Below are 25,279 nucleotides of genomic sequence, written 5' to 3'. Positions count from 1 at the left end.
CCTACAAAGATAGTTTTTTTGAAAAGTAATTAAAAAATAGTAATCAAGATTTTAATGTTGATAACTCTAAAACATTAGTATTGAAAGGCTTTTTCTTTGTGAATAAAAAAATCGCCCCAAAAAATGGAGCGATTTAACTAAATATATACTGAAGTTTTTAGTCTTTATTTTTTACCAATATCCAACCGCTGTATTTTGTTTGGGTATTGTTTTTGTCATTTTCTGTCCAAGTGATTGTATACCAATATGTACCAGTAATGATTTTCTTTCCAGAAGCTGTGCCGTCCCAAGAGTAATTTCTCATCTTGTTTGCCTCATAAAGTTTGTTTCCGTATCTGTCATATATCGTGAATACTAGATCTTTCTTGTAAGCTAATGCTGAATAATCTAATACGTCATTTACATTATCTCCGTTTGGAGTAATAGCATTTACAAGATTAGGTACTGTTATTTGTACATTGATAGGTTGACAGTTGTAAGAGTCTTTTACAAATATTTTGTTTTCACCTCTTGGAAGACCTGTGAATACGTTAGAATCTTGCCAGTTAATACCATCTAAAGAGTATTTGTAAGGTGGTTTTCCTCCGTTTGCATTTACCGTAATTGTATTGTTTGAAATGTCTAAACTAGAAATTACAGGTTGCTCAGATGCATAAACTGTTACTGTTTGTAATGTATAACATTTTCCTGTTTTCAATTTTACCCAGTATGTACCAACAGAAACATGACCAATTGATTGTGTTGTAGCACCAGTACTCCATTCATAGCCATCAAAACCAGGACCTGCGTCTAAAGTTGTTGTATCTTCAATACAAATTGTTTTGTCTTTTAAAATTGTAGATTTTACAGGAGGTAAAACTTTTAAATCAATTTTAGAGATAGCAAAACAACCTTCAGAACTAATTACTTTCACATACACTGTTCCAGTTGTAGTAATGTAATTGTTCGGGTTTAGGATTTCATTTGTTCCGTTTGTTGCGTTTGCAAGAGTGGTATAGAACTTTTTAGTAGCTCCAGTAATAGATGTAACATCGGCAGATGTTAAATCAAATGAAGCTGTCGTAATATTTGACTCAATATAACAAGATTCTAGACTTGCATCTTTAACGATTACAAGAGGGAAGAATTGCAGTGTAATTTCAGCATCATCAGAACATCCGTCAGTTGTTGTGGTTTTAACATATACTTTTTTCTCCGCCGAAACGTAAGCCGATGGATTTGTAATCTCATTTGTTCCAGCATTTAAGTCATTAAGTGTCGGGTAATACTTCTTAATAAGATTAGCTCCAGGATAAACAGCTGCTGAAGTTAAATCAAACGTTCCTGTTCCTACATTATTATTGTTACAAGCATAGATTGTGGCATCCTGAGCAACAATATTTCCTTCCCTAAATTTGAAAGCTCCTGTTTGGAAACATCCATTGATTGGGTTTTGAGGGTTTGCAGGATCTGTGTATTCTACTCTGTAATAATAGGTTGTAGTTGAGTTTACTAAAATTGGAGCTGTGATAGGATTGGCTCCGGTAATAGCATCGTTAGTAGTTGTATGATAGCTAAGTTCAAAATTTTGATTACCATTCAGAATATCGGCTGTTAATGTATTAAAATCAAACATTGTTGGTAGTGCACACTTCATAATCTCGTTAGGAGACGTAGGTGTTGGGCCGGGAGTTCCAGGTGTAATAAAAGGATTAGGTGTGATAGTAGGATCTGAAAATGCTGACGTTAAAGTCGCTGTTCCTCCCCAGGTTAAAGAGAATCCGTTTATCGTGTGAGTCCAGTTATCTACAACCAAATAATATGTTTCTCCGGCTACAACGTCCATATAGGCACTGTATGTTCCGTTGGTTTGAGTTCCGGTAAGTGCTAAGCTGAGACCTGTAGGTCCGTCTAATCCAGAGTAATTACATCTTATAGGTGGAGATAGAGCTCCGCAAGTCTGGTTGGGTCCGTAAACACCGAAATCATAATCATCAGCATAAACATTTGGAGTGATTTCAAATGTTAAGGTTCCTGAAGTCGCAATCGTGAATGAATACCAAACTGAAAAGTGTTCATCAGATGCGAGGCATCCCATAAGATCTTCCTGAATGGTTCCACTATTTAAAGGTGTATATGAGATGTTTGAATTTCCGCATACAGGAATTGCAGAAATACAATCTGACTGCGAAAAATATAGTTGAGAGAAAGATAAAATAAAAATCAGTAGTAATTTTCTCATTTTAAAATGAATTTTATTTAACAAAAGTAATGAAAATAATGACAAAAAGTTAGTTTTGACTGGTTATGGGTGGAAAAAACCGCCTTCAAAGGCGGTTTTTGTGTATAATATAAATTAATCTCTGTTTTTTACCATAACCCATCCTGAGAACTTCATTGCGGTGTTCTTCTTGTTATTTTCATTCCAAGTTACAGAATACCAATAAGTCCCAGTTGGTACTTTCTTGCCTCCAACGGTACCGTCCCACTTATATCCGTTCATTTTGTCAGCTTGATGGATTTTTGTACCGTATCTGTCAAAAATACTTAGTACAAGACCTTGTTTGCCGGCTAGGGCAGAATAGTCAATTATGTCATTTACACCATCTCCGTTTGGAGTGATTACGTTTATCAAGTTAGGAACAACAATTGTAACTTCAATTGGTTCACAATCGTAAGCATCTTTTACATATACAGGGTGATCTCCTCTCGTAATATTTTCAAATACGTTGGAGTCTTGCCAATTTACATTGTCCATTGAGTATTTATAAGGTGGAGTGCCTCCGATTACGTTCACTGTTACAGTAGTAGTTGCAATATCAATGTTTGAAATTACAGGTTGTTCAGCAGGGTAAACTTTTACAGTTTGTGTTGTAACGCAATCGCCGGTTTTTAATTTCACCCAGTAAGTGCCAACTCCTACATCGGAAATCGTCTGCGTTGTTGCTCCTGTGCTCCATAAGTATCCATTGAATCCTATACCTGCATCTAAAGTAGTTTTATCTTCTATACAGATTACCTTGTCTTTCAATGTTGTTGAATATACAGGAGGAATAACAACAAGCGTAACTTTTGCAACAGCATAACATCCTTGAGCGTTTATTACTTTTACATAAGCAACTCCACTAGGAGCGATATATGCAGTTGGATTCGGAATTGGGTTGGTTCCGTTCACGGCATCTGTCATTGATGGATAATATTCTTTCGTAATGCCGGTTTGTCCTGTTACAGTTGCTACGGTAAGGTTAAATAACGCTGTAGAAGGATTAGTTTCAATGAAACAAGATCTTAAAATAGCATCATTGTTTATGGTAACAATTGGATGGAATTTTAATTTAATTTCTGCTATCGTTACACAGTCAAATTCATTAGTTGCTTTTACAAAAACGGAGCCTTCGGCTGAAGTGTATGCGTATGGAATTGTAATTTCGTTTGTTCCGGCATTCAAGTCAGGCATTGAAGGATAGTATTTTACATTAAGGTTTGGAGTCAAACCTATATTTACAGAGGTTAAATCATATAATGCTGTTCCTGAGTTATTATTACTACACTCTGTAATTGTGGCTGTATTTAGTGCAAAAGACCTGTCCACAAAGTTTATGGTTCCGAATTGCTTACATTTATTCAAAAAACTGGCTGGACTTGTTGGGTCAGAATAACTGATAACATAATGATAAGTATTGGCAGTACTAACCGAAACCGGAGTTGTAATTGCATTTACGTCATCTAAGGCATCGGTAGCTGAGTTGTAATATTTTACAATGAAGTTAGGGTTGTTATTCAGTATTTGAGCAGTAAGTGTTGAAAAATTATACATTACAGGGTTTCCGCAAATGTCAATTTTTCCATCATGGTTTGCTCCGGGTACTATAAAAGGATACGGTTGTAATACAGGATCATCAAATGGTGTAAGTAGACCTGCTGAACCTCCAAACGTCAAAGAAAACTGAGATATTGTAGGAGAGAAATTATCAACAAGTAAGTAATAAACTTGTCCGGGAACTACATCGATGTATTTTACCATACCATCAGAAGAATTTCCTAAATTATCTGTTGCTGCACCTTCAGACGTATCCAGAGAGGTCATGTTAAGTCCGGTTGCATATTGGCCAGGTCCTGGTGCGTCATATGAACATCTTAATGGTGTTGCTGTTTGAATTTGGGTACAGTTTAGATCGGGTCCGTAAAGAGCCCAGTCGTAATCTACGTTATTAACAGGATTAATTACAAAAGTTAAGGTACCTGCTGTAAGGGTACTGAAGGTAAACCATATAGAATTGTTCTCTCCATTAAGGCATCCTACATTTCCTTCGTCATCGTTTCCTATACCGCTAGGAGTTAAAGTAATATTGGCATTGCTACAGATGGGAATTGCTGAGACGCAGTCGTTATTTTGTGCCCAAAAAAGATTTGTTATTAAGAAAGCTATAAAAAGTAGTGTTTTTTTCATAAGCTGAATTTTAAAATTAAACAGAAATGATTAATGCCTGAAAACTATTTTTTGCTGGTTTGCATAGTTTTATCAGTTCCAAACTTTGTTCTTTGTTCTTTAATTAAGTTTAGTAAATCATTGTTCTCTTTGTCGTTAGGTTGCGCTGCTAGACTTCCTAAAACATATTTTTCAGCAAGAGCATTTACATTTTCTACGTCTGTTCTTTTTGTGCTTTTTAGGATAAGTTCTGCTTTATTATATAGAACAAGACCGGAATAATAGTATGCTTTCCATTTGTATGGATCTTGTGCTTTCTTAAGTTCCGAAAATTCTTTGAAAAGTTTGTCATAATCAGCCATAGTTTTGGCTGTAGATATTTTTTTTGCTTTTTCATTTAGTGTTGTCTCATAAGCCGATTGAGCGTATGTAAGAGCACCTAATGCAAAGCATACAGTTAGTAAAAATTTTTTCATAAAGGGAAGTTTTAATATACAAATATAGAAAATTATTAAAAGTGAATCGAAGTTTTTGTTATTTATTTAATGAAATAGATTGATTTTCGTTAATATTGCATTTTTCTCAATTTGGGATTTGTGCTTCCGACAAGAAGGGCAACTAAGACTGTCATTGTTCCGCCGAAAACAACAGAACGAACAACTCCTAAAAGTTTTGCCATCAATCCGCTTTCAAATTGTCCCATTTCGTTGCTGGACATGATGAAAATGGAATTTACACTTAAAACCCTTCCTCTGATGTGATCCGGAGTTTTAAGTTGTACAATTGTGCCTCTGATTACTACAGAAATTCCGTCAAGCATTCCACTTAATACAAGAAACATAAAAGAAAGCCAGTAAAGATGCGATAACCCGAATCCTATAATGCAAAGCCCAAATCCGGTGACGACGGCGAGTAAGATTTTTCCTTGATTTTTTCGTAAAGGAATGATAGATAAAAGAATAATTATACACATTGAACCAATGTCTGAAGCTGCATTTAATAAGCCGAAGCCTTCGGCTCCAACCTTCAAGATGTCTGTAGCATAGACAGGTATCATCGCAACTGCTCCTCCAAACAGTACAGCGAACATATCAAGGCAGAGTGCTCCTAAAATTTCTTTAGTTTTAAAAATGTATGATATTCCTTCACGCATACTTTCAAAAACTTTTACCTGTTCTTTTTTGTATTCAGAGTGTTGTTTATTTAATTGAAAGAAAAATAAAGAAGCTAAAAATATCAATGAAATAATGACAACTAACGTCCATTTTACACCAAAAAAACCAATTAAAAATCCACCAATAGCATGTCCGCAAACCGATGAGGTTAAGAAAGTTGCCTGATTTAAAGTTACGGCATTGGGTAAGTTTTCTTTTTTAACTATTTTCGGAATCATTGAAGGAACAATAGGGCCAATAAAAGCTCTTGCAATACCTGTAAGGAAAATTACTACATATATAAAATAGGTTATTTGATGACCGTTAAAATGCATTTCTACATTGAAAAAAGCTGGAATTAGTAATAATCCGATCAGAAAAATATAAGCATAGTTACAAATGAGAAGGAGTTTCTTTTTCTCGTTCATATCAATTACATGACCTGCGTACAAAGCACAACTTACCGCTGGAATTACTTCTGACAGACCAATTAAACCAATTGAAAAAGGGTCTTTTGTTAATTGATAAACCCACCATCCTAATAATGTGGCAAGCATTCTGAAAGCTAAAACAATAAAAAATCTTCCTGTAAGAAGATTTCTGAATTCAACATTTTGCAATGTTTTTAACGGTGCGAACGAAATCATGCACAAAAATAGCCCTAAATATTAATTTAGAGCTATCTATATCGTAGTTTTTGAATGATAAATCAAATTGAATCTAAAAGATAAAATCTATTTTAGTCTGCTCTTGATGAGCTTAAAACGATAGCAGCTACACCTGCGGCACCAATTACTGCAGCACCTGTTGTAATTGCAGCTTTTTTATTATCTCTTACCGCGGCAATATTAGATTTAGGAATGATTACTTCTGTACTGTCTTTTTTTCCAGCTGTTCCTATAATGTTGTTACCATCTACATTACGGAATAACATTTTTTGATTTTTCGAACCATCCTTCATCATTACAGTGTACATTCTACCTGCTTGAAGATTAGAATAATCGTTTTTTGCAACATCTTCACTGTATTTTGTAGTAGCACAAGATGAAATTACAAATAAAGATGTCAATAAAGATGATTTTAAAAGTACAGATGCTTTCATTATTATTTTTTAGTTTTTCAAATTTATAATTTTTTTCCAATATATCTTTTTGGTTCAGAGAAAATATGCCTAAATTTTATATATTTCCAATAAATCTGCAATTTTTCTGTCATTGGCAAGCCTTGGTATTTTATTCTGTCCTCCCAACTTTCCTTGAGACTTTGCATATTCATGAAACGCATTTTTCTTCAGTTTTGATATATGAAGCTGTTGCAAAATGTTTCCGGATATCAAATCATCATAGTAAGTATTTCGATTTCTCAGTTGATTATCGAGTTCTTTTTTAAATAAATCTAAATTTTCAGGCTCTTTTTCAAACTCTATAAACCATTCATGATAAGGCAATCCTTCGTTTGGGTTTACTTGTGGAGCAAGATGGAATTCGGTAATTTGGGCAGGAAATTTTTCTAAAGTTGCTTTCATTGCTTCTTCCACTTCAAAGGCAATTACGTGTTCTCCAAAAGCTGAGGTAAAGTGTTTTGTTCTTCCGCTTACCAAAATTCTGTGCGGATATTTATCTATAAATCTTACAACATCACCAATTGAATATGCCCATAAGCCAGAATTGGTTGTTAAAATCAGAGCATAATCTTTATTGAGTTCGACTTCTTTTAAAGTTAATCTTTTAGCATCTGGTTTTCCATATTCTTCAAGCGGAATAAATTCGTAGAAAATCCCATGATTGGTTAAAAGTAATAAGCCTTCCTTTGTATAATCGTCCTGAAATGCAAAGAAACCTTCGGAAGCAGGAAATGTTTGAATGATGTCCACTTTTCCTCCCAATAAATCTTCCATTTTTTCACGATAAGGTTCGTAATTTACACCTCCTGTAACAATAAGTTGAAGGTTGGGAAAGAGTTGCTTTATTTTTTTACCGTTTCTTTCAATTAATTTTTCAAAATACATAATTAACCAAGGCGGAATCCCTGAAATTAGAGTCATGTTTTCTTTCTCAGTTTCTTCTACGATTTTGTCCACTTTGGTTTCCCAATCTTCTATAATATTGGTTTCCCAGCTTGGTAAACGGTTTTTTTGAAGATAATTAGGAATATGATGTGCTACAATTCCTGAAAGGCGACCGGTTTTTATTCCATAAACTTCTTCTAATTCGGGACTTCCCTGTAAGAAAATCATTTTTCCGTTTACGAAATCTGCGTTACCTTTTTTGGCAATATAATGAAATAAAGCACTTTGAGCACCTGCAACCTGGAAAGGCATTCCTTCTTTTGAAATCGGAATATACTTAGAACCGGAAGTTGTTCCTGATGTTTTGGCAAAATATTCCGGAGTTTCCGGCCAGAGAATATTGGCTTGTCCTTTTTTTACCCTTTCTATATAAGGTTTAAGGTCTTCGTAATCAGAAACTTTCACTCTTTCCTGGAAATCTTTAATAGAATGTATGTTTTCAAAATCATGTTCTCTTCCAAAAAGAGTTTTTTTAGCTGTATTTGTAAGTGATAAGAGTAAATCTTGTTGAGCTTGAGGTGCATTTTTTTTGAATGTTTCAGTTTTCTGAACATGTTTTTTTGCCCAAGCTAATGCCACGTTTTTCTTTAGAAAGTTTAACATGGGTCAAATTTATAAATAACTAAAGAATATATAATATCTTTTTTAAGGAATAAATAATAAAAAAACCGATGAATGAGTAGTCATCGGTTCTTTGAAATTTGATTATGAAAATAACAACTATATGTTGAGTTTATTTGTTTTCTTTATACCTTTTATCTGGCGTTCCGTCTTTTTTTAGTTTTTTATTTTGCTTATATCTTTTATCGGGAGTCCCGTCTTTTTTCATTTTTACTTCCGTGGAAGTTACGGTTGCTGGTTTTGCAACTTTAGTTTCTACGGTGGTTGTTTTTACTGTTTTAGTAGTTTTTGCAACCGGATGAGTATTTGTAGAGGTTGCTGGAGCTGTTTGCTGAGCTGTTGCAAGTCCTAGTCCTAGAGCTAAAGACATTGCTGTCAAAAATTTTTTCATAACAATTAATTTGTTTTGTTTTCTTGCTCAAAGTTATACAAAAAGCGAGCTGGAAATTCAATTCTTAGAAACTTAACTAAAGTTTATTACAGATTAAAAAAAGATTAAACTGATTATAAGCTTATCTTAAAACAAAGTCTGCTTTTCTCCGAAGAAAAAAGCAGACTTTTACATAGTATATGAATAGTTGATTTAACGTGTGCAGTTGGCGGTCCATGTTTTGCCATCTTTCATATATAAAATTTTTAAAACATTATTATCAATTTTTATATAAGATGTTCCGGTAGAGCCAACCATGACCAAAGTATGGTCTCCTTGTTTTTCAAACTGAATTCCGTTGAGGTCAGGAATGCTGTTTGAGAACGCAAAGTTATATTTTGTTCCGCTTGCAATTTTAGTTACAAAAACACTTCCTGCATCTGTGCTTATATTAGTTGAGCCTCCATCATTATAGGAAATACTTCCTTTATATGTTCCTGCAAAAAAATCGTTGTCCGTAGGATCGTCATCATTACTACATGATAAAAATGATGTCACCGTGAAAAGAACTAACGCAAATAGTCCTAAAATTTTAATAGCTTTTTTCATAATATTTAAATTTCATTTAGAGTTGAATTTTAATTTTCAAACTATATGCCATTAAATTATAAAGGATATTTTTTAACTAATAATTAGAATAAATTGTAAAAAATTATGATTTGTCATGATTTTGTGTGCTTTTGTTGCTGTTGTGGTTGTTTGGGGCGAGATTGTTTAAATCAAAAAAAAACTCTGGAATTTTCCAGAGTCTTGATTGAATTTTAAATTAAACTACTGTATAATTTCACAAAGTTTATTTGGTAAATTATAGATTTGAGATGGTGTTTATCTCAATATCTTGTGATTTGGTTTGACGAAAGTACAAAATATTTTTCATACTCAGGGGATATAATTTAAAATAATTTAAGTTTTTTATCTTTGCATTGTCAAAAAACGGTTTCGGAAACTTTCTGAAATCGCTTTTGCCATTTATACCAACACTATTTATGCAATTGAAAACCATTAAAGAAAAATTTCTTCCGGAGCTTTTACAACTTGAATTTGGAAAAGAAATTTTTACTCAGCTAGAAAATAATGACCACATTTTTGTAAAGGGGAGTGCAGGATCTTCAGTTTCTATTTTCGTGGCCGAATTGTTTCTTACCCAAAAGAAAACGGTTCTGTATTTAGTAGATGATAAAGAAGATGCATTGTATGTCAATACAGAAATGGAAGATTTGTTGGGAAAAGATAAGGTTCTTTACTTTCCGGCAACTCATCTTGAGCCTTATCAGGTTGAAAAAACGCAAAATGCCAATTTGGTGTTGAGAACTGAGGTGATAAATAAAATTACATCTGAAAAATCACCCAAAGTAATTGTAGGTTATGCAGGAGCACTATCTGAAAAGGTGCTAAAGAAAGAAGATTTTAAAGCAATTTCTCATCATATAAAAGTTGGAGACCAGCTTGATTTTGATTTTGTTGATGAGTTATTGAATCATTATAATTTCCAGCAAGTAGATTTTGTTTCTGAACCTGGCGAATTTTCTGTAAGAGGAGGTATTGTAGATGTTTTTTCTTTTTCTAACGAGAAACCTTATCGTATTACTTTTTTTGGGAATGAAGTTGAAAATATAAAAACTTTTGATATAGAAACACAGCTTTCTGTAGATAAGGTGAATGATTTTCAGTTGGTTTCTAATATGAATTTTTCTGTAACGGGAACGAGGGTTTCATTGTTGCAGTTGCTTGATAAAGGAAGTTTTGTAATAACTAAGAACGGAATCGTAGGAATGCAGAAAATCAAAACATTCTACGAAAAATCATTAGGGAAATATGAAACTTTAAGTAAAGATATTGCACACAGAACACCACAAGAGTTATTTATATCAGATCAGGAGTTTTTATTTGATTATAAAAAATTTAAGACAATAGATTTTGGAAGTGCTCCTATTGAGGGAATTAAAGAGCTTGCTGAGCTTAAGCTTGAGCAAACATCTCAACCATCTTTTCATAAAAATTTTGAGTTGCTGATTGAAGATTTGGAAGAAAAACAAAAAAATGGTTTTGATACCTGGATTTCCTTCTCTACAGAAAAACAAAAAGAAAGATTAGAATCTATTTTTGAAGAATTGGAACATGAGGTTCCTTTTAAAAGTTTCAAATCTGAGCTTCATGAAGGTTTTATAGATAATCATCACAAAGTATTGGTGTATACAGATCATCAGATATTTGACCGTTATCAGAGATTTCAGGCTAAAAATACTTTTGCAAAGTCTGAACAGCTTACTTTAAAAGATTTAATGTCTTTAAAAATAGGAGATTATATTGCTCATATAGATCACGGAATTGGAAAATTCATGGGGTTGGTAAAAGTGAATAATGATGGTAAAATTCAGGAATGCTTTAAACTGACTTATAAGAATGGAGACTTATTATATGTAAGTATTCACTCTCTTCATAAAATATCTAAATATAATGGGCCTGAAGGGAGAGAAATTGTTTTAAGTAAATTAGGCTCTCCGGCCTGGAAGTCCTTGAAACAAAAAACAAAAGCTAAAGTAAAACAAATTGCATTTGATCTTATTAAATTATATGCACAACGAAAAACGGCTAAAGGTTTTGCTTTCACTCCAGATTCTTATTTACAAAACGAATTAGAGGCAAGTTTTATTTATGAGGATACCCCAGATCAAGAAAAAGCAACCATTGATGTGAAAAAAGATATGGAAGCTGATACTGTAATGGATAGGTTGGTATGTGGTGACGTAGGTTTTGGCAAGACTGAAGTGGCTATTCGTGCTGCATTTAAGGCGGCAACAGATGGAAAACAGGTTGCTGTTTTGGTTCCGACAACAATTTTGGCTTTTCAACATTATCGAAGTTTTAAAGAAAGATTAAAGGATTTTCCGGTAAATGTTTCTTATGTCAACCGATTTAGAACAGCAAAACAAAAATCAGAGACATTAGAAGAACTTAAGAACGGAAAAGTAGATATTATAATAGGAACGCATCAGTTGGCTGGAAGTTCAGTAAAGTTTAAAGATTTGGGATTGTTAATCATTGATGAGGAACATAAGTTTGGAGTTTCTGTAAAGGATAAACTTAAAACTTTAAAAAGTAATGTAGACACTCTTACGTTAACGGCTACTCCAATTCCTAGAACATTGCAGTTTTCTTTGATGGCAGCAAGAGATTTGTCTGTTATTAAAACACCTCCACCAAACAGGCAGCCTGTGGAAACGCAATTGGTTGGGTTCAATGAAGAAATTATTCGGGATGCGGTTTCTTACGAGCTTCAACGAGATGGACAGGTTTATTTTATTAATAACAGAATTGAAAACCTCAAAGATATTGCTGGTTTGATTCAAAGACTGGTTCCAGATGCAAGAGTAATTACCGGACACGGACAAATGGAAGGAAAGCAACTGGAAAAAAATGTGCTGGATTTCATGGAGGGCAAATATGATGTTTTGGTTTCCACAACTATCGTAGAAAGTGGAGTAGATGTACCCAATGCCAATACAATTTTCATTAATGATGCGAATCGTTTTGGAATGGCGGATCTTCACCAGATGAGAGGTAGAGTAGGTAGAAGTAATAGAAAAGCATTTTGTTATTTGATAACTCCTCCTTATGATATGATGACCACTGATGCAAGAAAACGACTTGAAGCAATTGAACAGTTTTCAGATTTGGGAAGTGGTTTTCAAATTGCAATGAAAGATTTAGAAATTCGCGGTGCCGGAGATTTATTAGGAGCAGAGCAAAGCGGATTTATTAATGAAATGGGTTTTGAAACTTACCAAAAATTGATGCAGGAAGCATTAGAAGAATTAAAAGGTGACCAGGATTTTGAAAGTTTGTTTGAAAATGAAGAAGACAGACAAAAACTTTTCAAGTCTGTGAAAGATGTTAATATTGATACAGATTTAGAATTGATGCTTCCAGATTCTTATATTTCAAATACAGAAGAAAGATTATTGCTTTATCAAAAGATTGCAGAGATTGACAATGAGAAAGATTTGCAAAAATTTGAATCCGAGTTAATAGACCGTTTTGGAGCTTTGCCTAAAGAAGCAATTAATTTACTGAAAAGTGTAGCACTGAAATGGCTTGCGGCTGATATTGGTTTTGAAAAAATAGTGATGAAGAACGGTATCTTTTTAGGGTATTTTCCAAGTAATCCACAGGATAAGTTTTATCAAACGGATAAGTTTAAGCATATAATTAATTACTTAACCCAAAATCCAAAACAAGCTCAGCTTAAGGAAAAAATAAATAAAGATGGAAATCACCTTATGATGAGAAAGGATAAAGTTGGAAATGTAGATGAGGTAAATTATTTATTAAAATCTATACTTGGAAATGAGTAAAAATATATTTATTTGATTATCAAGCAAATATTATTTTAGTGTGAAAGCGAAATAAAACCAACAATAGAATCTTTTATAAAAGATTCTATTGTTGGTTTTATTATAATATGAATAAAAATTATATTTTTATTCAAAAAAAAATTATATTTGTGAAATAATAAACAATCTTGTGAAGATGAAACAACTTTTATATTTTATTGTACTATTAGCGGGTCTTTCTTCCGTACATTCTTGCAAACAATTGTTGGATGAAGAAGATGGGAATTCATTGTTGGATATCAATGATAATTCAGGATTTACAGGACCAAGAGCTTTATATAGAGAAATAACAGACTCTGATACTTTAGCAGAATACCATTACAACGGATTACTTCTTACTAAGGTGCTTTTAGATAGTGGTTCTGTTGCTAATATTTCGTATAGCGGAGATAAAATAAGCAAAGTTGATTTCAATGGATTCTTAGATCTAGATGGAAACGGAAAATTAGACAAGGATAGTGTTACTTATACTCAATTATTCACTTACGGACCTACCGGAAGATTGGAAACAATCTCTGAAAACCGTTCATTTTTCAAAAGAGCAGTTGGACCTCCTCCGGGACCACAGACTCTTTACAAAAAAACAAAAAGTCTTTTTAATTTAAAATATTCTGCATCTACAGCAAAATTAGATTCTATCATTATGAGAAACGGACCGGATGTCTCTGGAGTTCCATTTGCTTATACGGATTATTCAAAAACAAAATATGAATATCAGGGAGATAATGTATCACATGTAGAAAGACATTATGGGGCGATGGCTAATGGTATTTTTGGAACTCCTACGACTAAGCTTTCTTATGAGTATATGATTTATGATACAAAAATTAGCCCGTTCACTTTATTGCCTTTCGGATATAAAGTTTCAAGATTGTTATCAACGGATATCAACGATAGACAAAGTTTTATTTTGTCTCCGAACAGTCCTAAAAGGATATCAATATCAGATTTGATGCTTCCAATTCCTTCACCTATTATTTTCAGTACAGATTATAGTTATGATGCTCAAACATATATGAAAGTTGGATATGGAGTAAATTATATTTACAAACCTTTATAAAAGTATAATTTTTAATAAAAATATAAACTCAATCTTGCAGAAGGTTGAGTTTTTTAGTTTAATGGCTTAATTTTGCAAAAAATTTCTCAATGAAATATTTAATAGTTGGTCTTGGTAATAAGGGCGCGGAATACGAAAACACACGACATAATATAGGTTTTAAAGTTGCTGAGAAAATAGCTGAAACATTGGATGTATCTTTCAATACGACTAATTTCGGTTGGATGGCAGATGGAAAATATAAAGGCAGAAGAGTTTTGGTTTTAAAACCGGATACCTATATGAATCTTTCTGGAAATGCTGTGAAATATTGGATGCAGAAAGAAAATATTCCATTGGAAAATGTTTTGATTATTACTGATGATTTAGCTCTGCCTTTTGGAGCCTTAAGATTGAAAGGAAAAGGTTCAGACGCGGGTCATAACGGACTTAAGAATATTAATGAAGTATTGCAAACGCAGAATTATGCACGTCTTCGTTTCGGAATATCAGCTGATTTTTCTGAAGGAAGGCAAGTAGATTATGTTTTAGGAACTTGGAATGAAGAAGAGTCTGAAAAACTGCCCGAAAGAATTGAAAAATTTTCTAAAACATGCCTTTCTTTTGTATTTGCAGGGATAAATAATACAATGTCTGCTTTTAATGGAAAATAGATTTATTTGAATAATATAAATTAGAAAGACCATCAAATATTTGATGGCCTTTTTGGGTTGTACTTTTAAAAATTTAATTTCCAATCTATCTAACTATATATTTTTTAATAATTACATGGCTCTTCTATGGGTGATAAGAACGTGAGAGTCCTGGTCTTCCTCGTAATCTTTATAGGAAGTTTTAAAGCCCAAAAGTTGCACGTCAATATCATCTTCTTTTGCTCTAATGTTTGCAAAATCCTGGATCATTTCTAATACATCAGTAGCAATATATGATGTACCTAATGCATCAATCACGACTTTAGAGTTGGGTTTGATGTTCTTTAAAGTCTTTTTAATTGCTGCTTTATTTAGGAATGAAACTTCTTCAGCCAATTTGATATTAATTTCATCAGCGTCGTTTAAGTTTTCTCTGCTTAAATAATATGCTCTTTTCATATTTCCCTGAAGGATATAGAAAACAGAGATTGCCAAGCCAATTCCAACTCCTTTTAGAAGGTCTGTTGCTACAACTGCAACTACAGTCGCAAGAAAAGGAATAAACTGGAACTTTCCTAAATGCCAGAAATGCTTAAATGTAGCTGGTTTTGCCAGTTTATAACCTACCAAAATAAGTACGGCTGCAAGTGTAGCAAGCGGAATTAAATTTAAAATCATTGGGATTGAAATCACACAGATTAATAGTAAAACTCCGTGAATTATCGCTGAGACTTTTGATGTAGCTCCTGCGTTTGCATTGGCTGAACTTCTTACAACAACGGAAGTCATGGGAAGTCCTCCAATGAATGCACTTACTAAGTTTCCTATTCCTTGAGCTTTCAATTCAAGGTTAGTGTCTGTAATTCTTCTTTGATTATCTAGTCTATCTGACGCTTCAATACAAAGTAATGTTTCAATAGAAGCTACAATAGCAATGGTTGCTCCTACAATCCATACTTTTAGGTTCATAAATCCTGTAAAATCAGGCATTACTACCAAATTTTTAAAATCATCGAAAGATTGTGGAACAGGTAAAGTCACTAAATGTTCAGGTGAGATTACTAATGAACTTCCTGTAAGTTTAAATACTTCATTTAATAAAATACCGGCAACTACGGCAACTAAAGCTCCTGGAAGCATCTTCATTTTTCGTAAAGTAGGGATTTTATCCCAAGCCAGTAGAATTCCTATAGAAACTAATGTTACAATAATCGCTCCGGGATGAATGGCTCCGAATAAGTCTGTAAAATAATTGAAGTTGATTCCGTTATCAAAAATTGATTCGTGACCTTCATAGTCTTTATCAAACCCTAATGCATGCGGAATTTGTTTTAAAATAATAATGATACCAATTGCAGCAAGCATTCCTTCGATAACGTTATTAGGGAAGTAATTTGATATACTTCCGGCTCTTATAAATCCTAAAATAAGCTGTATGATTCCTGCAATCATACCCGCGCAAAGGAAAAGCTCAAATGCTCCTAAATCGGTAATTGCTGTTAAGACAATTGCGGTAAGACCTGCCGCAGGTCCTGAAACTGAAATGTTTGAATTACTAAGTAATCCTACAACTATTCCGCCAACAATTCCGGAAATAACTCCCGATAACGGTGGAGCTCCTGATGCTAATGCAATTCCTAAACATAAAGGAAGTGCAACTAAAAATACGACGAGTCCTGAAGGGAAGTTCTCCTTGATCCCTCCTATTAGTGATGTTTTTTTCATAATATATTTGAAAAATGTATATGATTATAGCCGATCTATTTGTCTTAAATAAATCAATTATAAAAGATTGGAATTTTAATTTTTAAAGCACAGTTTATTGATATTCAAATAAATGAATACAATAAAAAATGATGACACTTAAAAATTAAGCTTCCGGAGGCGGAGAAAATATAGTAAGTAGGGGGGATAGATGGAAAGAATCATCCATCAATACAAAAGACCTACCCTTTAAATCGGGTTCAAAAAACTTCAGATAATCGAAAACGTCTAAAGTTTTTGGAAGTGTCTTTTCATAAACAATAAAAGATGTTGGGCTGGAATGCTGTTCTTCTTCATTTACTATAACATTTGTTGCTAGCAATTCCCAATCCAAAACAGCAGCAATACTCGGCAGTGCTGTAAAGTTTAGAAAAAACAATAATGTGATAATACTCCAGAATTTCATTTTACATTCTTTTTAAGAAAAACTATTTGGTTTTTCTGCTCATTACCCAATCTGAACTTGTAAGATTATAGATTTTTTGAATGTCTTTCAAGATTTTCTCGAAATCGATTTCCAAATCAATTATTTTACCTGTTCTAAGGTCAAAAACCCAGCCATGAACCATAGGATACTCTTCTAAGATGTATCTTTCCTGAACACAAGCCATTTTCACTACGTTAATGCATTGCTCCTGAACATTTAGTTCTACAAGTCTGTCATAACGTTTACCCTCATCTTCGATAGAATCTAATTCAGCTTGGTGCAATCTGTAAACATCACGAATGGTTCTCAACCAAGGATTCAATAATCCTAAATCCTGAGCTGTCATCGCTGATTTTACACCGCCGCAGTTGTAATGTCCACAAACAATAATGTGTTTTACTCTTAAATGTTCTACAGCATATTGAATAACTGCTGTTGAACTCATGTCTAAAGTATTAACTACATTAGCAATGTTTCTGTGAACGAAAACTTCTCCCGGCTTTGCTCCCATCAATTCTTCTGCTGTAGCTCTACTGTCTGAACATCCGATGTATAAATAATCAGGGTTCTGCGTTTTTGCTAGTTCTTCAAAGAATTTAGGGTCTTGCTCCAATTTGGATTCTACCCACTTTTTGTTGTTTTCGAAAATAACTTCATACGATTTTGGCATAATTTAAAATTTAAAAGGTTTATAATTATTTATTTCGTTTAAATTATTTTCAAATTCAATAGACTGAATCAATAATCATGCAAAAATATAAATTTTATAGAAATAGAAGTTATTTTTAACAAAGTTTAATATTGACATTTGTTTAAAATCATATACAAGCCTTATTTAAAATAACTGTTACTCCATTTTAAACTAATATTTAAGCTACCAAATTCCAGTGTAAAATTACAAACTATAAGTGATTAAAAAGTATTTTTTACATTAAAATACTCTTAAATATTAAAAATAAAAACGACCTCCCTATAAGAGAGGTCGCTAAAGATTAAAAATATCAATTATTATTCTTTAATAATCTTCACAATGGTTTCAGAATTATTTATTCTTACCAAATATGCTCCGGTAGATAAAGAAGATAAATCTGTTTGCTCGTTTTCAAACTTCCCAGATTTTACTAATTGTCCAGACATATTATAAATCTGATAATAGTATTCTTTTGCTTTATCATTTCCTTTGATATAAAGTGTACTCTTAACCGGGTTTGGGAAGAACTCAAGTTTGTTCTGAGCTACTTTTTCTTCAATAACTGTTTTTGCCAGAACATTTGTGGCTTTTGCAGTTGCATTTTGTGGAACTGGAATTGCGAACGGTTCATATCTTCCGATTTCTTTTCCATTAGCATCATATTCAATTTTTGCACACCTACAAGACATTGCAGCTTGAGGGCGGAAAAGATTAGTCGGTGTCAAATAATATAATTTATTATTCTGTGTAGGAGAACTTTGTGTAATTTCTGCATTGAAATACATTCCAATGGCCTGCTCATTTGCTGCTGCGGCAGTCCAGATTCCAGAGCGAATAAAATTATCATCGGTACCAGGAGCAACAGCAGTCTGAGAAGCTGTAAGTGTATTTCCTCCAATATATCCTCTAATACCATTATTGGGGAAGTTTCCAATATTATATTCTGGTTGATTAAGAATGAATCCGTATCTGGTTTGTGTTCTTCCTGAGCCTGTTGCTCTTACATATCCTCCCAGATAATTCATTTTATTGATGTCATAAGTTTCATTGCTTACAAAAATATTGTAGTTTGAAGGATCTATACCATAAACAGATTGATTGTTTTGAATGAAATTTGCGTTATAAAACCATGGTGAATTTCCTTTTGTATAAGAATGATAACCATCGTATAGGTTTACTCCATCAATCATATTCATCATAGTATCCGGAATTCTCCATCCTTCAGGGCACGGATCGTAAGGTGATTTTTCTGTAGCATGTCCCCATCTGTTTTCTGCAAGTCCATTTTCGTTAGAAACCCAGTCTTTTGCAGTTGAAGAAGCAGGTTGGTACATGAATGTTAACGGATTCGAAACAGAATATTTTAAAACTTTTTTGATTTTATCATATTTGCTGTCGTTTGCTGTAATCCCGCTGGAATATGTAGAGTAATCTTTTGAATAACTTGAAATGTAAGTTGCTTCATTTACGGTTCCATAGGTGATACTTGTTCCGCTTATACCAGTTTGTCTAAAAACAGAATATTTTCTAAAATTATCACGCGTTGTTCCTCCCGAAGAGTGCTCATAAAATCCACCAGGATAATAGAATACAGGAATAGGATCTTTTCTTCCCCATTGATAATGTAGTCCGCCACTGCTTCTGATAGCTTGTGCTCTTAAACTGTTTTCAGAATTAGGGTAAGTAGGATTATATATGAAATCTGTTAAACCTGCTCCTACAAAATGCTGGTTCAGAAAAGGTGCCTGTGCTCCTAAATCTCTATCCATTAAAATTGTCTTCAATGGAACACCATAATAACTTTTAACTGGATTTACAAACTGTCCTGTTGGGTCATTTTTAATTCCGTTGTTGGCTATCGTTTCTGTTGTAAATGTAGGGTGCTCTTGAATAACGGTTTTTGGCACCCAAATATGCCAACTCCAGATTACAGGGTCATTGTGGTTCCCATTTGACCAGGTTCCGTTGCTTCCTAAATGGAATGCCACCACAGCATTACCCGTTTTATTCTCATTAAGTGTAACTCTTAATATTGCGTTTTCAATTGAAGAATCTCCATTAATAATCTCAACAGAAGAAATTAAGCTTTGCTCTGTTGTCCAAACTACAGATGCTGATTTTTTATCACCTGTTGGAAAATCATTTGTTTCAGATAAATAAAGTTTTTGCATTGCATAAGCTTTTCTCAAAGGAATGTCAATGATTCTGTCTTTATCTGCTGCGCTTGGTGTGTCTAACGTTGAATTAGTATATTCAATATAGCTGTTGGGTTCTTTAGTCCAAGATTTTAATTGCTCTATTGTGTATTGGGAAGCACCTGTAGAAACATATTCTGTTTCAAAAATGCTAGGCATATAAGCGTTGTTTGGATCTTTGATACAACGTACTCCTCTCGATTCGTATGTATTTGGATCTGCTATACGATTGTGGGCTAAGAAATGCCATCCTAGTGTCGAGTGATTAGGAACATTTCCCGCATCGGAAACATAAACTAAACCTCTTGCTCCAACTTCTGTTGGTGCACCATGTGTGAAGAATGTAGAACTGTGTAATGCTCCATCTGTGATTTGATCCTGAAGCAGAGCTTCTGGCCCTTTTGTGCTTGTACCCATTCCTAAGAATAGCTTGTTACTGTCTCTGTTGACTCCTGTGCCATTTTTTAAAGTCATTGGTTGAGGATAGTATTCATAATTACCATTAATAGGAATTACGCCTAAATTTCTGTCAGTAACTCCACTAAAATCAAAACCGTAACTTGGGAGAACTTTAATTCCTGGATAATCTGTATTTTGAGAGTCTGGCGTAATGTTTGACATCGCATTTTTCCCAGCTTTGCCCCAAGGACTAGCTTGATTTTCAGGACCTACACTAGAATAGAAAGATGGAACTCTCCATCCGCAAGGACAAGGATCATAAGGAGATTTCATACTGTAACGTTTACTTTCTTCTGAAACGGTGGCATCACTAGTGTTAATATGACTCCATTTTCCACCTCTAGTGTCTCCCCATAAATCCCAGGCAACATTGTTATAATAGTTATTAGCATCAAAGTTTTTAAACTTACTTTTAGAGAACCATGTAGTATATTCTTTTTTGTCCCAGTCGGTTGTTGCAGGGCCTTGAATAGCATAGTTTTCTCCGTTGTTATTAACGGTTTCTCCTATTTTATAGATATAGACCGGTGGAATAATATAATTGATAGGGTTTTTAATGGAATATCTGATATTTCCATTTGGAGAGTCAAAACCTGTATTGTTGTTATTTCCATTGGCATCTAAAGGCTGAATGTTTCCTCTGAATTTAACAGGAATAGGATTCTGTTGAGCAATACCGGGGCTAAACTTTCCAGCCTCACCTTCTATTTTAAATACAGGGAAAGGATCTTTTCTACCCCATTGGTATTGAAGACCTTTAGTTTTATCCCAGTCATGACCTGTAAGTTTTGCATTGGTTGCACCTAAGTTTCTATCCATCCATTTCCAGTCTGTAACAAGATTTCCGTTTTTGTCTTTTTCAAAACCTTGGTGATAAGTGCTTCCGTCTGTTGGATCGTCTGTTGCCCAAACATGCCATGTCCAATAAATTTGATTGTCTACTTTATAGGACACCACAGCATTTCCTTCTTTAAGTTTGTTAACTAGTACCTTGATTTTAGCATTTTCTCCCGTACCCTCTAATGAAACAGATTTTATTAAACCTACTTCATCTTCCCAGTATAATCCTGCACTAGCAACTCCTGATGGAATAGGTGTATAATTCTGATTTTCATCTTTCATGAATTCACCTCCTTTATCCCACATTTCATAAGCTTTTTTTACAGGGATATACAGACCGTCAACATCATTTCCATTTTTGTCTTTTCCTGTAAATATATAACTGTTTGGTGCTTTTGTCCAGTCAACATAATCTGATTCAGCACCTGTATTTACTGTAAAACAAGTGATTGGGCACTCTTCAGTGATTGGATTACCGAAAAGCCCTACATATTTTATAAATTTATTGATTTCATTTTCAATATCCATTAAAGGTCTTGAAGGGCCGTTCCAGCTATTGATTACTTTTGTATTTCTAATAGCACCAACCCCATATAATGAAGCTTGAGATGTATTACTTAATGAAAAATTTTCAGATCCTGGACCTCTATGTTTGTCATATAAAGGAGGGTATCCGAAATCATTGGTTGAATTGTAATTACTTGTAGCAGTAAGAGAAACATATTGTCCATTGCCTTTATAAACCCTTAGCCCAGTAATCTTACTTATAACAATTACAACTGGTTGTTGACTTGCAAAAACATCACCCAATTTTTCATTAATATAATTATATAGATTATAATATCTATTAAGAAGAGCATTAGGGTTTGTAAAATCTAAATAACCTCTACCCCAAGGCTCTCCTCCTTCTTCAGGAGGTAAAAACCAATTGCTGAAATTGATAAAGAAACTTTCATTTGAAAACTTTCCGGCAAACATATAAACTGGATCATGATAAGAGAACTCGAACGGGCTTGTATCACTACCTTGGTAAATATATTTCTGGGAACTGGCTATTGTAGTAAGATTATTAGGGTTTGTGATGTTAATAATCGGTGAATTAGCATTAGAATTATCTAAAGTCGCATTACCCTGAAAAGATAAAACAATATCATCAAGTTTTTTTGACAAATGCTGAGATGTTACCCTATCTTTTACCCCAGAAACTGTTCCGTTTGAGTTATATAAAACTGTTCCGTCTTTTTTAGGGGTGAATAGAATAGTATACTGGTTTTCATCCAAATCACAGTTTGCATAGGTGTAATCTGCTTTTTTGTAATGTTTTACTGTCTTATCCCATGTGATTGACGACCAGTTTGTAATGTCTGAGTCAGAACTTAATTCTACTTTGATAGAATAGGAGTTTAAAGCAGATTCAGGAAGCTCAAAATTGGCAGTAAGATCTTCATTGTATTCATAATTTCCTGCAAAGGTTTTGCACCATACAGAAACCCAATTGTTTTGGGCATTTTTGTATTTTACGGTTACCTTTACATCTCCGGAAGTATTTGGCTTGAAAAAGTTTCCTTTTAGAATTACCAAACCTTTTTCGTTGACGTTTTGCTGAACAACAAAACTTGGGTCGAGATCATAGGTGTACGGGGGTAAAAAAAAATCCGTACTGGTTTTCAATGCTTTTCCTCCATAATCATGGACAATGAGTGTCCTAGAGGTAGCATGAACAGATGCAACACAGAGCATTGCAGTAAAAATCTTCAAAATCGATTTTTTTTTCATACGCGTTAAAATTAAAGTGTTTTTTTATTAAATGTTTTTAAAATAAAGTACTAGAATGCATTAAAAAATTACTTTTATATGTTAAATGTGATTAGGTTTTTAGAGTGTTTTTATGATGAATAATTCGGTTGTTTTTATTAATATATTTTTAATTAGATTTGTGTGGAAGAATAGACGAGATATTAATTCTTTAGACCAAATTTATTTTTTTTTTTAACACAAACAAATAAGTCAAAAAAATATGACTAGTAATAACATAAATGATGATTCGGTAATTTGCCCTGTACAAAAACTTTTAAAGTTTCTTTCAGGAAAATTAAAACCTGAAATATTTCGACTGTCTATTAAATCTTCTTTACGCTTTAATCATCTACTACGTCAAATAGAGGGTTCTAATAAGCAATCATTAGCAGTAGCATTAAAAGAATTGGAAGAATTAGAGATATTGGAAAGGGTAGTAATTAATAAAAAGCCTTTACACATCGAATATCATCTCACGGAAAAGGGCAAATCACTTGTTCCTGTTTTTGAGCAATTGGAAGGAGTTATGATGAATAAAAATTTTTAGCATATTTGAATTAAAGTAGTTGTATCTAAAAATTCTTCTCAAAATCCTTTTTTATAACATATAAGGTGTTAAATCTTATTATTGATGTAACCATCTGTTGCATTGTTGCTTGGGTAAACTTTGGCAGGGTTTCCGACAACGATGGAATTGGCAGGAACATCAAAATTTACATAAGAATTAGGGGCAATTAATGAATTGGTTCCAATGGAGATTCCGCCAACAATTACAGCGTTTGTTCCTATCCATACTTCATCTTCAATGATGGGAAATCCTTGATTTTTTCCACGATTTTGCTGACCAATAGTTACCCCTTGCGCAATATTGCAATTCTTGCCAATTTTAGCTTTAGGATTAATAACTAAACTTCCCCAATGTCCTAAGTAAAAGCCTTCTCCTATTTCTGTTTCGGGATAAATTTGATAACCGTATTTTATTTGATAATGTCTTAAAACAAATTTCCAGAAAACATTTAAAACAGATGTTTTTCTATATTTTTGAGCTTTCCTGAATATATAAATAAAATGCAGATTCGGATTTAGGCATTTTTTCCAAATTTCAAATGTTGAAAGCCATTTTCCGCTTTCTCTGTAAAAATCTTTTTGTATGATAGAGTAGTTAGGCATGATTGCAGAGATGTTTATACTTCATCAATTATTTGTTGAAGATACTGAACAGACTTTTCTAAAACAAAAGGCAATTCCGTATTTTCTATTTCGTTTTTATAATGGTCTGAAAGGGTTTTGTCAGTAAGGAATTTTTTCATCCCTTCGTAAATGCCATCTTCGGAATTTGGAGTGATAATTCCTAATTTACCATTCTGTAAAAGGTCTTTAATGCCTGAAATATCAGTTGCAGAAATAGGCTTCTTTAAAATAAGTGCTTCAGCAATGATTGTAGGGTATCCTTCATGTCTGGAAGACATTACGTAAAAATCAGCTTTGTCCAGATAAGGATAAGGATTGCTTTTATAGCCCAACATTTTTGCTGTTTTCTGAAGGTTTAAGCTATTCAGTAAATTTTGAATATTTTCAAGGTCATACCCATCTCCGATGATTAAAAGGTTATGCTGAAATCCTTCATCTAATAATCTTTTGTGAACGTGTAAAAGCCTGTCATAACCTTTTTGTGGATATACCGTTCCTACAGACACAAAAGTGGGATGCTTACTATCAGTGAAAGGCATATCATTAATAGGAGTATTGGCTTTTTCTAAAGTGTCATTTTTATCAATTGGATTGAAAATTTTGATGATTGATTGCTTTTCGTTTTCATTTTTAGCAAACTTTAGCATTTCTTCTTCCAACTTATTGGAAATGACTAATATTTTATCAAACTTAAAAAATTCTCTAATAACTTTGGGGGTGTATTCTTTTAAACTAAAAATATCGTTTTGTATCCAAATTATTTTTTTTGAATCCTTTATCGGGCTTGTCAGAATATCATTATACATCCCATGAATAGCACCTATTTCTATATCATATTTTTTATTTTTCAGGATATATTTGTACAAAAGGCCCGGGAATTTTGAAAACATTTTCTGGTAAAGTACACGAAAGGCTTTCACCGGAATTTCATGAGGCCTGTTTGTGGTAATCATTTCGCCTTTAAGCAAATAATGTAAATTAACCCATGAGGGAACCTCTTTGATATATTGCCCTGAATATAAATTGATTAGTAAGTCGATTTCATATTTATCAGATGGGATGTTTTTTAAAAAATTAATCAAGGCCTTTTCTGCGCCGCCATGACGTAGGGAACCAATTCTAATCAATATTTTTTTCTTCAAAACGAT

General features: G+C 33.4%; 18 protein-coding genes. 4 read left to right on the top strand and 14 right to left on the bottom strand.

All coding sequences use genetic code 11. The features are described from left to right. Positions 1 to 157: 157 nt before the first annotated feature. From OH806_RS04045 to OH806_RS04010, 8 genes are all read right to left on the bottom strand, one after another. A complete protein-coding gene (locus tag OH806_RS04045) occupies positions 158 to 2,221 on the bottom strand; it encodes a gliding motility-associated C-terminal domain-containing protein (protein WP_264742390.1) in 2,064 nt (687 codons plus the stop codon). A gap of 114 nt (positions 2,222 to 2,335) precedes the next feature. Further along, on the bottom strand, positions 2,336 to 4,429 hold the full coding sequence (locus OH806_RS04040) for a T9SS type B sorting domain-containing protein (protein WP_264742389.1): 2,094 nt from the start codon (positions 4,427 to 4,429) through the stop codon (positions 2,336 to 2,338). 44 nt (positions 4,430 to 4,473) lie between these two features. Further along, positions 4,474 to 4,884, bottom strand: a complete 411-nt coding sequence (locus tag OH806_RS04035; RefSeq protein ID WP_264742388.1) for a hypothetical protein — start codon at positions 4,882 to 4,884, stop codon at positions 4,474 to 4,476. Between the two features lie 89 nt (positions 4,885 to 4,973). Continuing rightward, positions 4,974 to 6,209, bottom strand: coding sequence for an MFS transporter (locus tag OH806_RS04030; RefSeq protein ID WP_264742387.1), 1,236 nt, complete (start codon positions 6,207 to 6,209; stop codon positions 4,974 to 4,976). A gap of 92 nt (positions 6,210 to 6,301) precedes the next feature. Next, positions 6,302 to 6,664: a hypothetical protein gene (locus tag OH806_RS04025; protein WP_264742386.1), complete on the bottom strand. Its 363-nt coding sequence runs from the start codon at positions 6,662 to 6,664 to the stop codon at positions 6,302 to 6,304. 69 nt (positions 6,665 to 6,733) lie between these two features. Beyond that, the gene (locus OH806_RS04020; protein ID WP_264742385.1) at positions 6,734 to 8,233 is read right to left on the bottom strand and encodes a GH3 auxin-responsive promoter family protein; all 1,500 of its coding nucleotides are present in this window, start codon (positions 8,231 to 8,233) and stop codon (positions 6,734 to 6,736) included. A 130-nt stretch (positions 8,234 to 8,363) separates the two neighbouring features. Then, the gene (locus tag OH806_RS04015) at positions 8,364 to 8,642 is read right to left on the bottom strand and encodes a hypothetical protein (protein WP_264742384.1); all 279 of its coding nucleotides are present in this window, start codon (positions 8,640 to 8,642) and stop codon (positions 8,364 to 8,366) included. 192 nt (positions 8,643 to 8,834) lie between these two features. Then, the gene (locus OH806_RS04010) at positions 8,835 to 9,230 is read right to left on the bottom strand and encodes a hypothetical protein (protein ID WP_264742383.1); all 396 of its coding nucleotides are present in this window, start codon (positions 9,228 to 9,230) and stop codon (positions 8,835 to 8,837) included. A 437-nt stretch (positions 9,231 to 9,667) separates the two neighbouring features. Here OH806_RS04010 and mfd point away from each other — a divergent pair, with 437 nt between their 5' ends. The 3 genes from mfd (at position 9,668) to pth (ending at position 14,788) form a co-directional block, all read left to right on the top strand. After that, a complete protein-coding gene (mfd, locus tag OH806_RS04005) occupies positions 9,668 to 13,036 on the top strand; it encodes a transcription-repair coupling factor (RefSeq protein ID WP_264742382.1) in 3,369 nt (1,122 codons plus the stop codon). A 175-nt stretch (positions 13,037 to 13,211) separates the two neighbouring features. Continuing rightward, positions 13,212 to 14,135 (top strand): hypothetical protein, encoded by a 924-nt coding sequence (locus OH806_RS04000; protein WP_264742381.1) that lies wholly within the window; start codon positions 13,212 to 13,214, stop codon positions 14,133 to 14,135. An 89-nt stretch (positions 14,136 to 14,224) separates the two neighbouring features. Further along, positions 14,225 to 14,788: an aminoacyl-tRNA hydrolase gene (pth, locus tag OH806_RS03995; RefSeq protein WP_264742380.1), complete on the top strand. Its 564-nt coding sequence runs from the start codon at positions 14,225 to 14,227 to the stop codon at positions 14,786 to 14,788. A 111-nt stretch (positions 14,789 to 14,899) separates the two neighbouring features. Here the strand turns inward: pth and OH806_RS03990 are convergent, their stop codons facing one another. From OH806_RS03990 to OH806_RS03975, 4 genes are all read right to left on the bottom strand, one after another. Continuing rightward, complete coding sequence (locus OH806_RS03990) at positions 14,900 to 16,492, bottom strand: SulP family inorganic anion transporter (protein ID WP_264742379.1); 1,593 nt, start codon at positions 16,490 to 16,492, stop codon at positions 14,900 to 14,902. Positions 16,493 to 16,637: 145 nt separating this feature from the next. Next, positions 16,638 to 16,937 carry a hypothetical protein gene (locus OH806_RS03985; RefSeq protein ID WP_264742378.1) on the bottom strand — a complete coding sequence of 100 codons (300 nt, stop codon included), beginning with the start codon at positions 16,935 to 16,937 and terminating at the stop codon, positions 16,638 to 16,640. Positions 16,938 to 16,959: 22 nt separating this feature from the next. Continuing rightward, positions 16,960 to 17,628, bottom strand: coding sequence for a carbonic anhydrase (locus OH806_RS03980; protein WP_264742377.1), 669 nt, complete (start codon positions 17,626 to 17,628; stop codon positions 16,960 to 16,962). Positions 17,629 to 17,966: 338 nt separating this feature from the next. Further along, positions 17,967 to 22,919: a T9SS type A sorting domain-containing protein gene (locus OH806_RS03975; RefSeq protein WP_264742376.1), complete on the bottom strand. Its 4,953-nt coding sequence runs from the start codon at positions 22,917 to 22,919 to the stop codon at positions 17,967 to 17,969. A gap of 241 nt (positions 22,920 to 23,160) precedes the next feature. Between OH806_RS03975 and OH806_RS03970 the strand changes: the two genes are divergently transcribed. After that, complete coding sequence (locus OH806_RS03970) at positions 23,161 to 23,487, top strand: winged helix-turn-helix transcriptional regulator (RefSeq protein ID WP_264742375.1); 327 nt, start codon at positions 23,161 to 23,163, stop codon at positions 23,485 to 23,487. A gap of 68 nt (positions 23,488 to 23,555) precedes the next feature. Here OH806_RS03970 and OH806_RS03965 read toward each other — a convergent pair whose 3' ends face one another. Then, a complete protein-coding gene (locus OH806_RS03965) occupies positions 23,556 to 24,110 on the bottom strand; it encodes a serine O-acetyltransferase (RefSeq protein WP_264742374.1) in 555 nt (184 codons plus the stop codon). A gap of 14 nt (positions 24,111 to 24,124) precedes the next feature. After that, on the bottom strand, positions 24,125 to 25,273 hold the full coding sequence (locus OH806_RS03960) for a glycosyltransferase (RefSeq protein WP_406567587.1): 1,149 nt from the start codon (positions 25,271 to 25,273) through the stop codon (positions 24,125 to 24,127). Between the last annotated feature and the right edge of the window lie 6 nt (positions 25,274 to 25,279).

Origin of the sequence: Chryseobacterium oryctis (genome assembly GCF_025971925.1) — a bacterium.
GTDB classification, from domain to species: domain Bacteria; phylum Bacteroidota; class Bacteroidia; order Flavobacteriales; family Weeksellaceae; genus Chryseobacterium; species Chryseobacterium oryctis.
The sequence above is the reverse complement of the archived record's forward strand: the minus strand, read 5'-3'. Positions and strand labels throughout refer to the sequence as shown.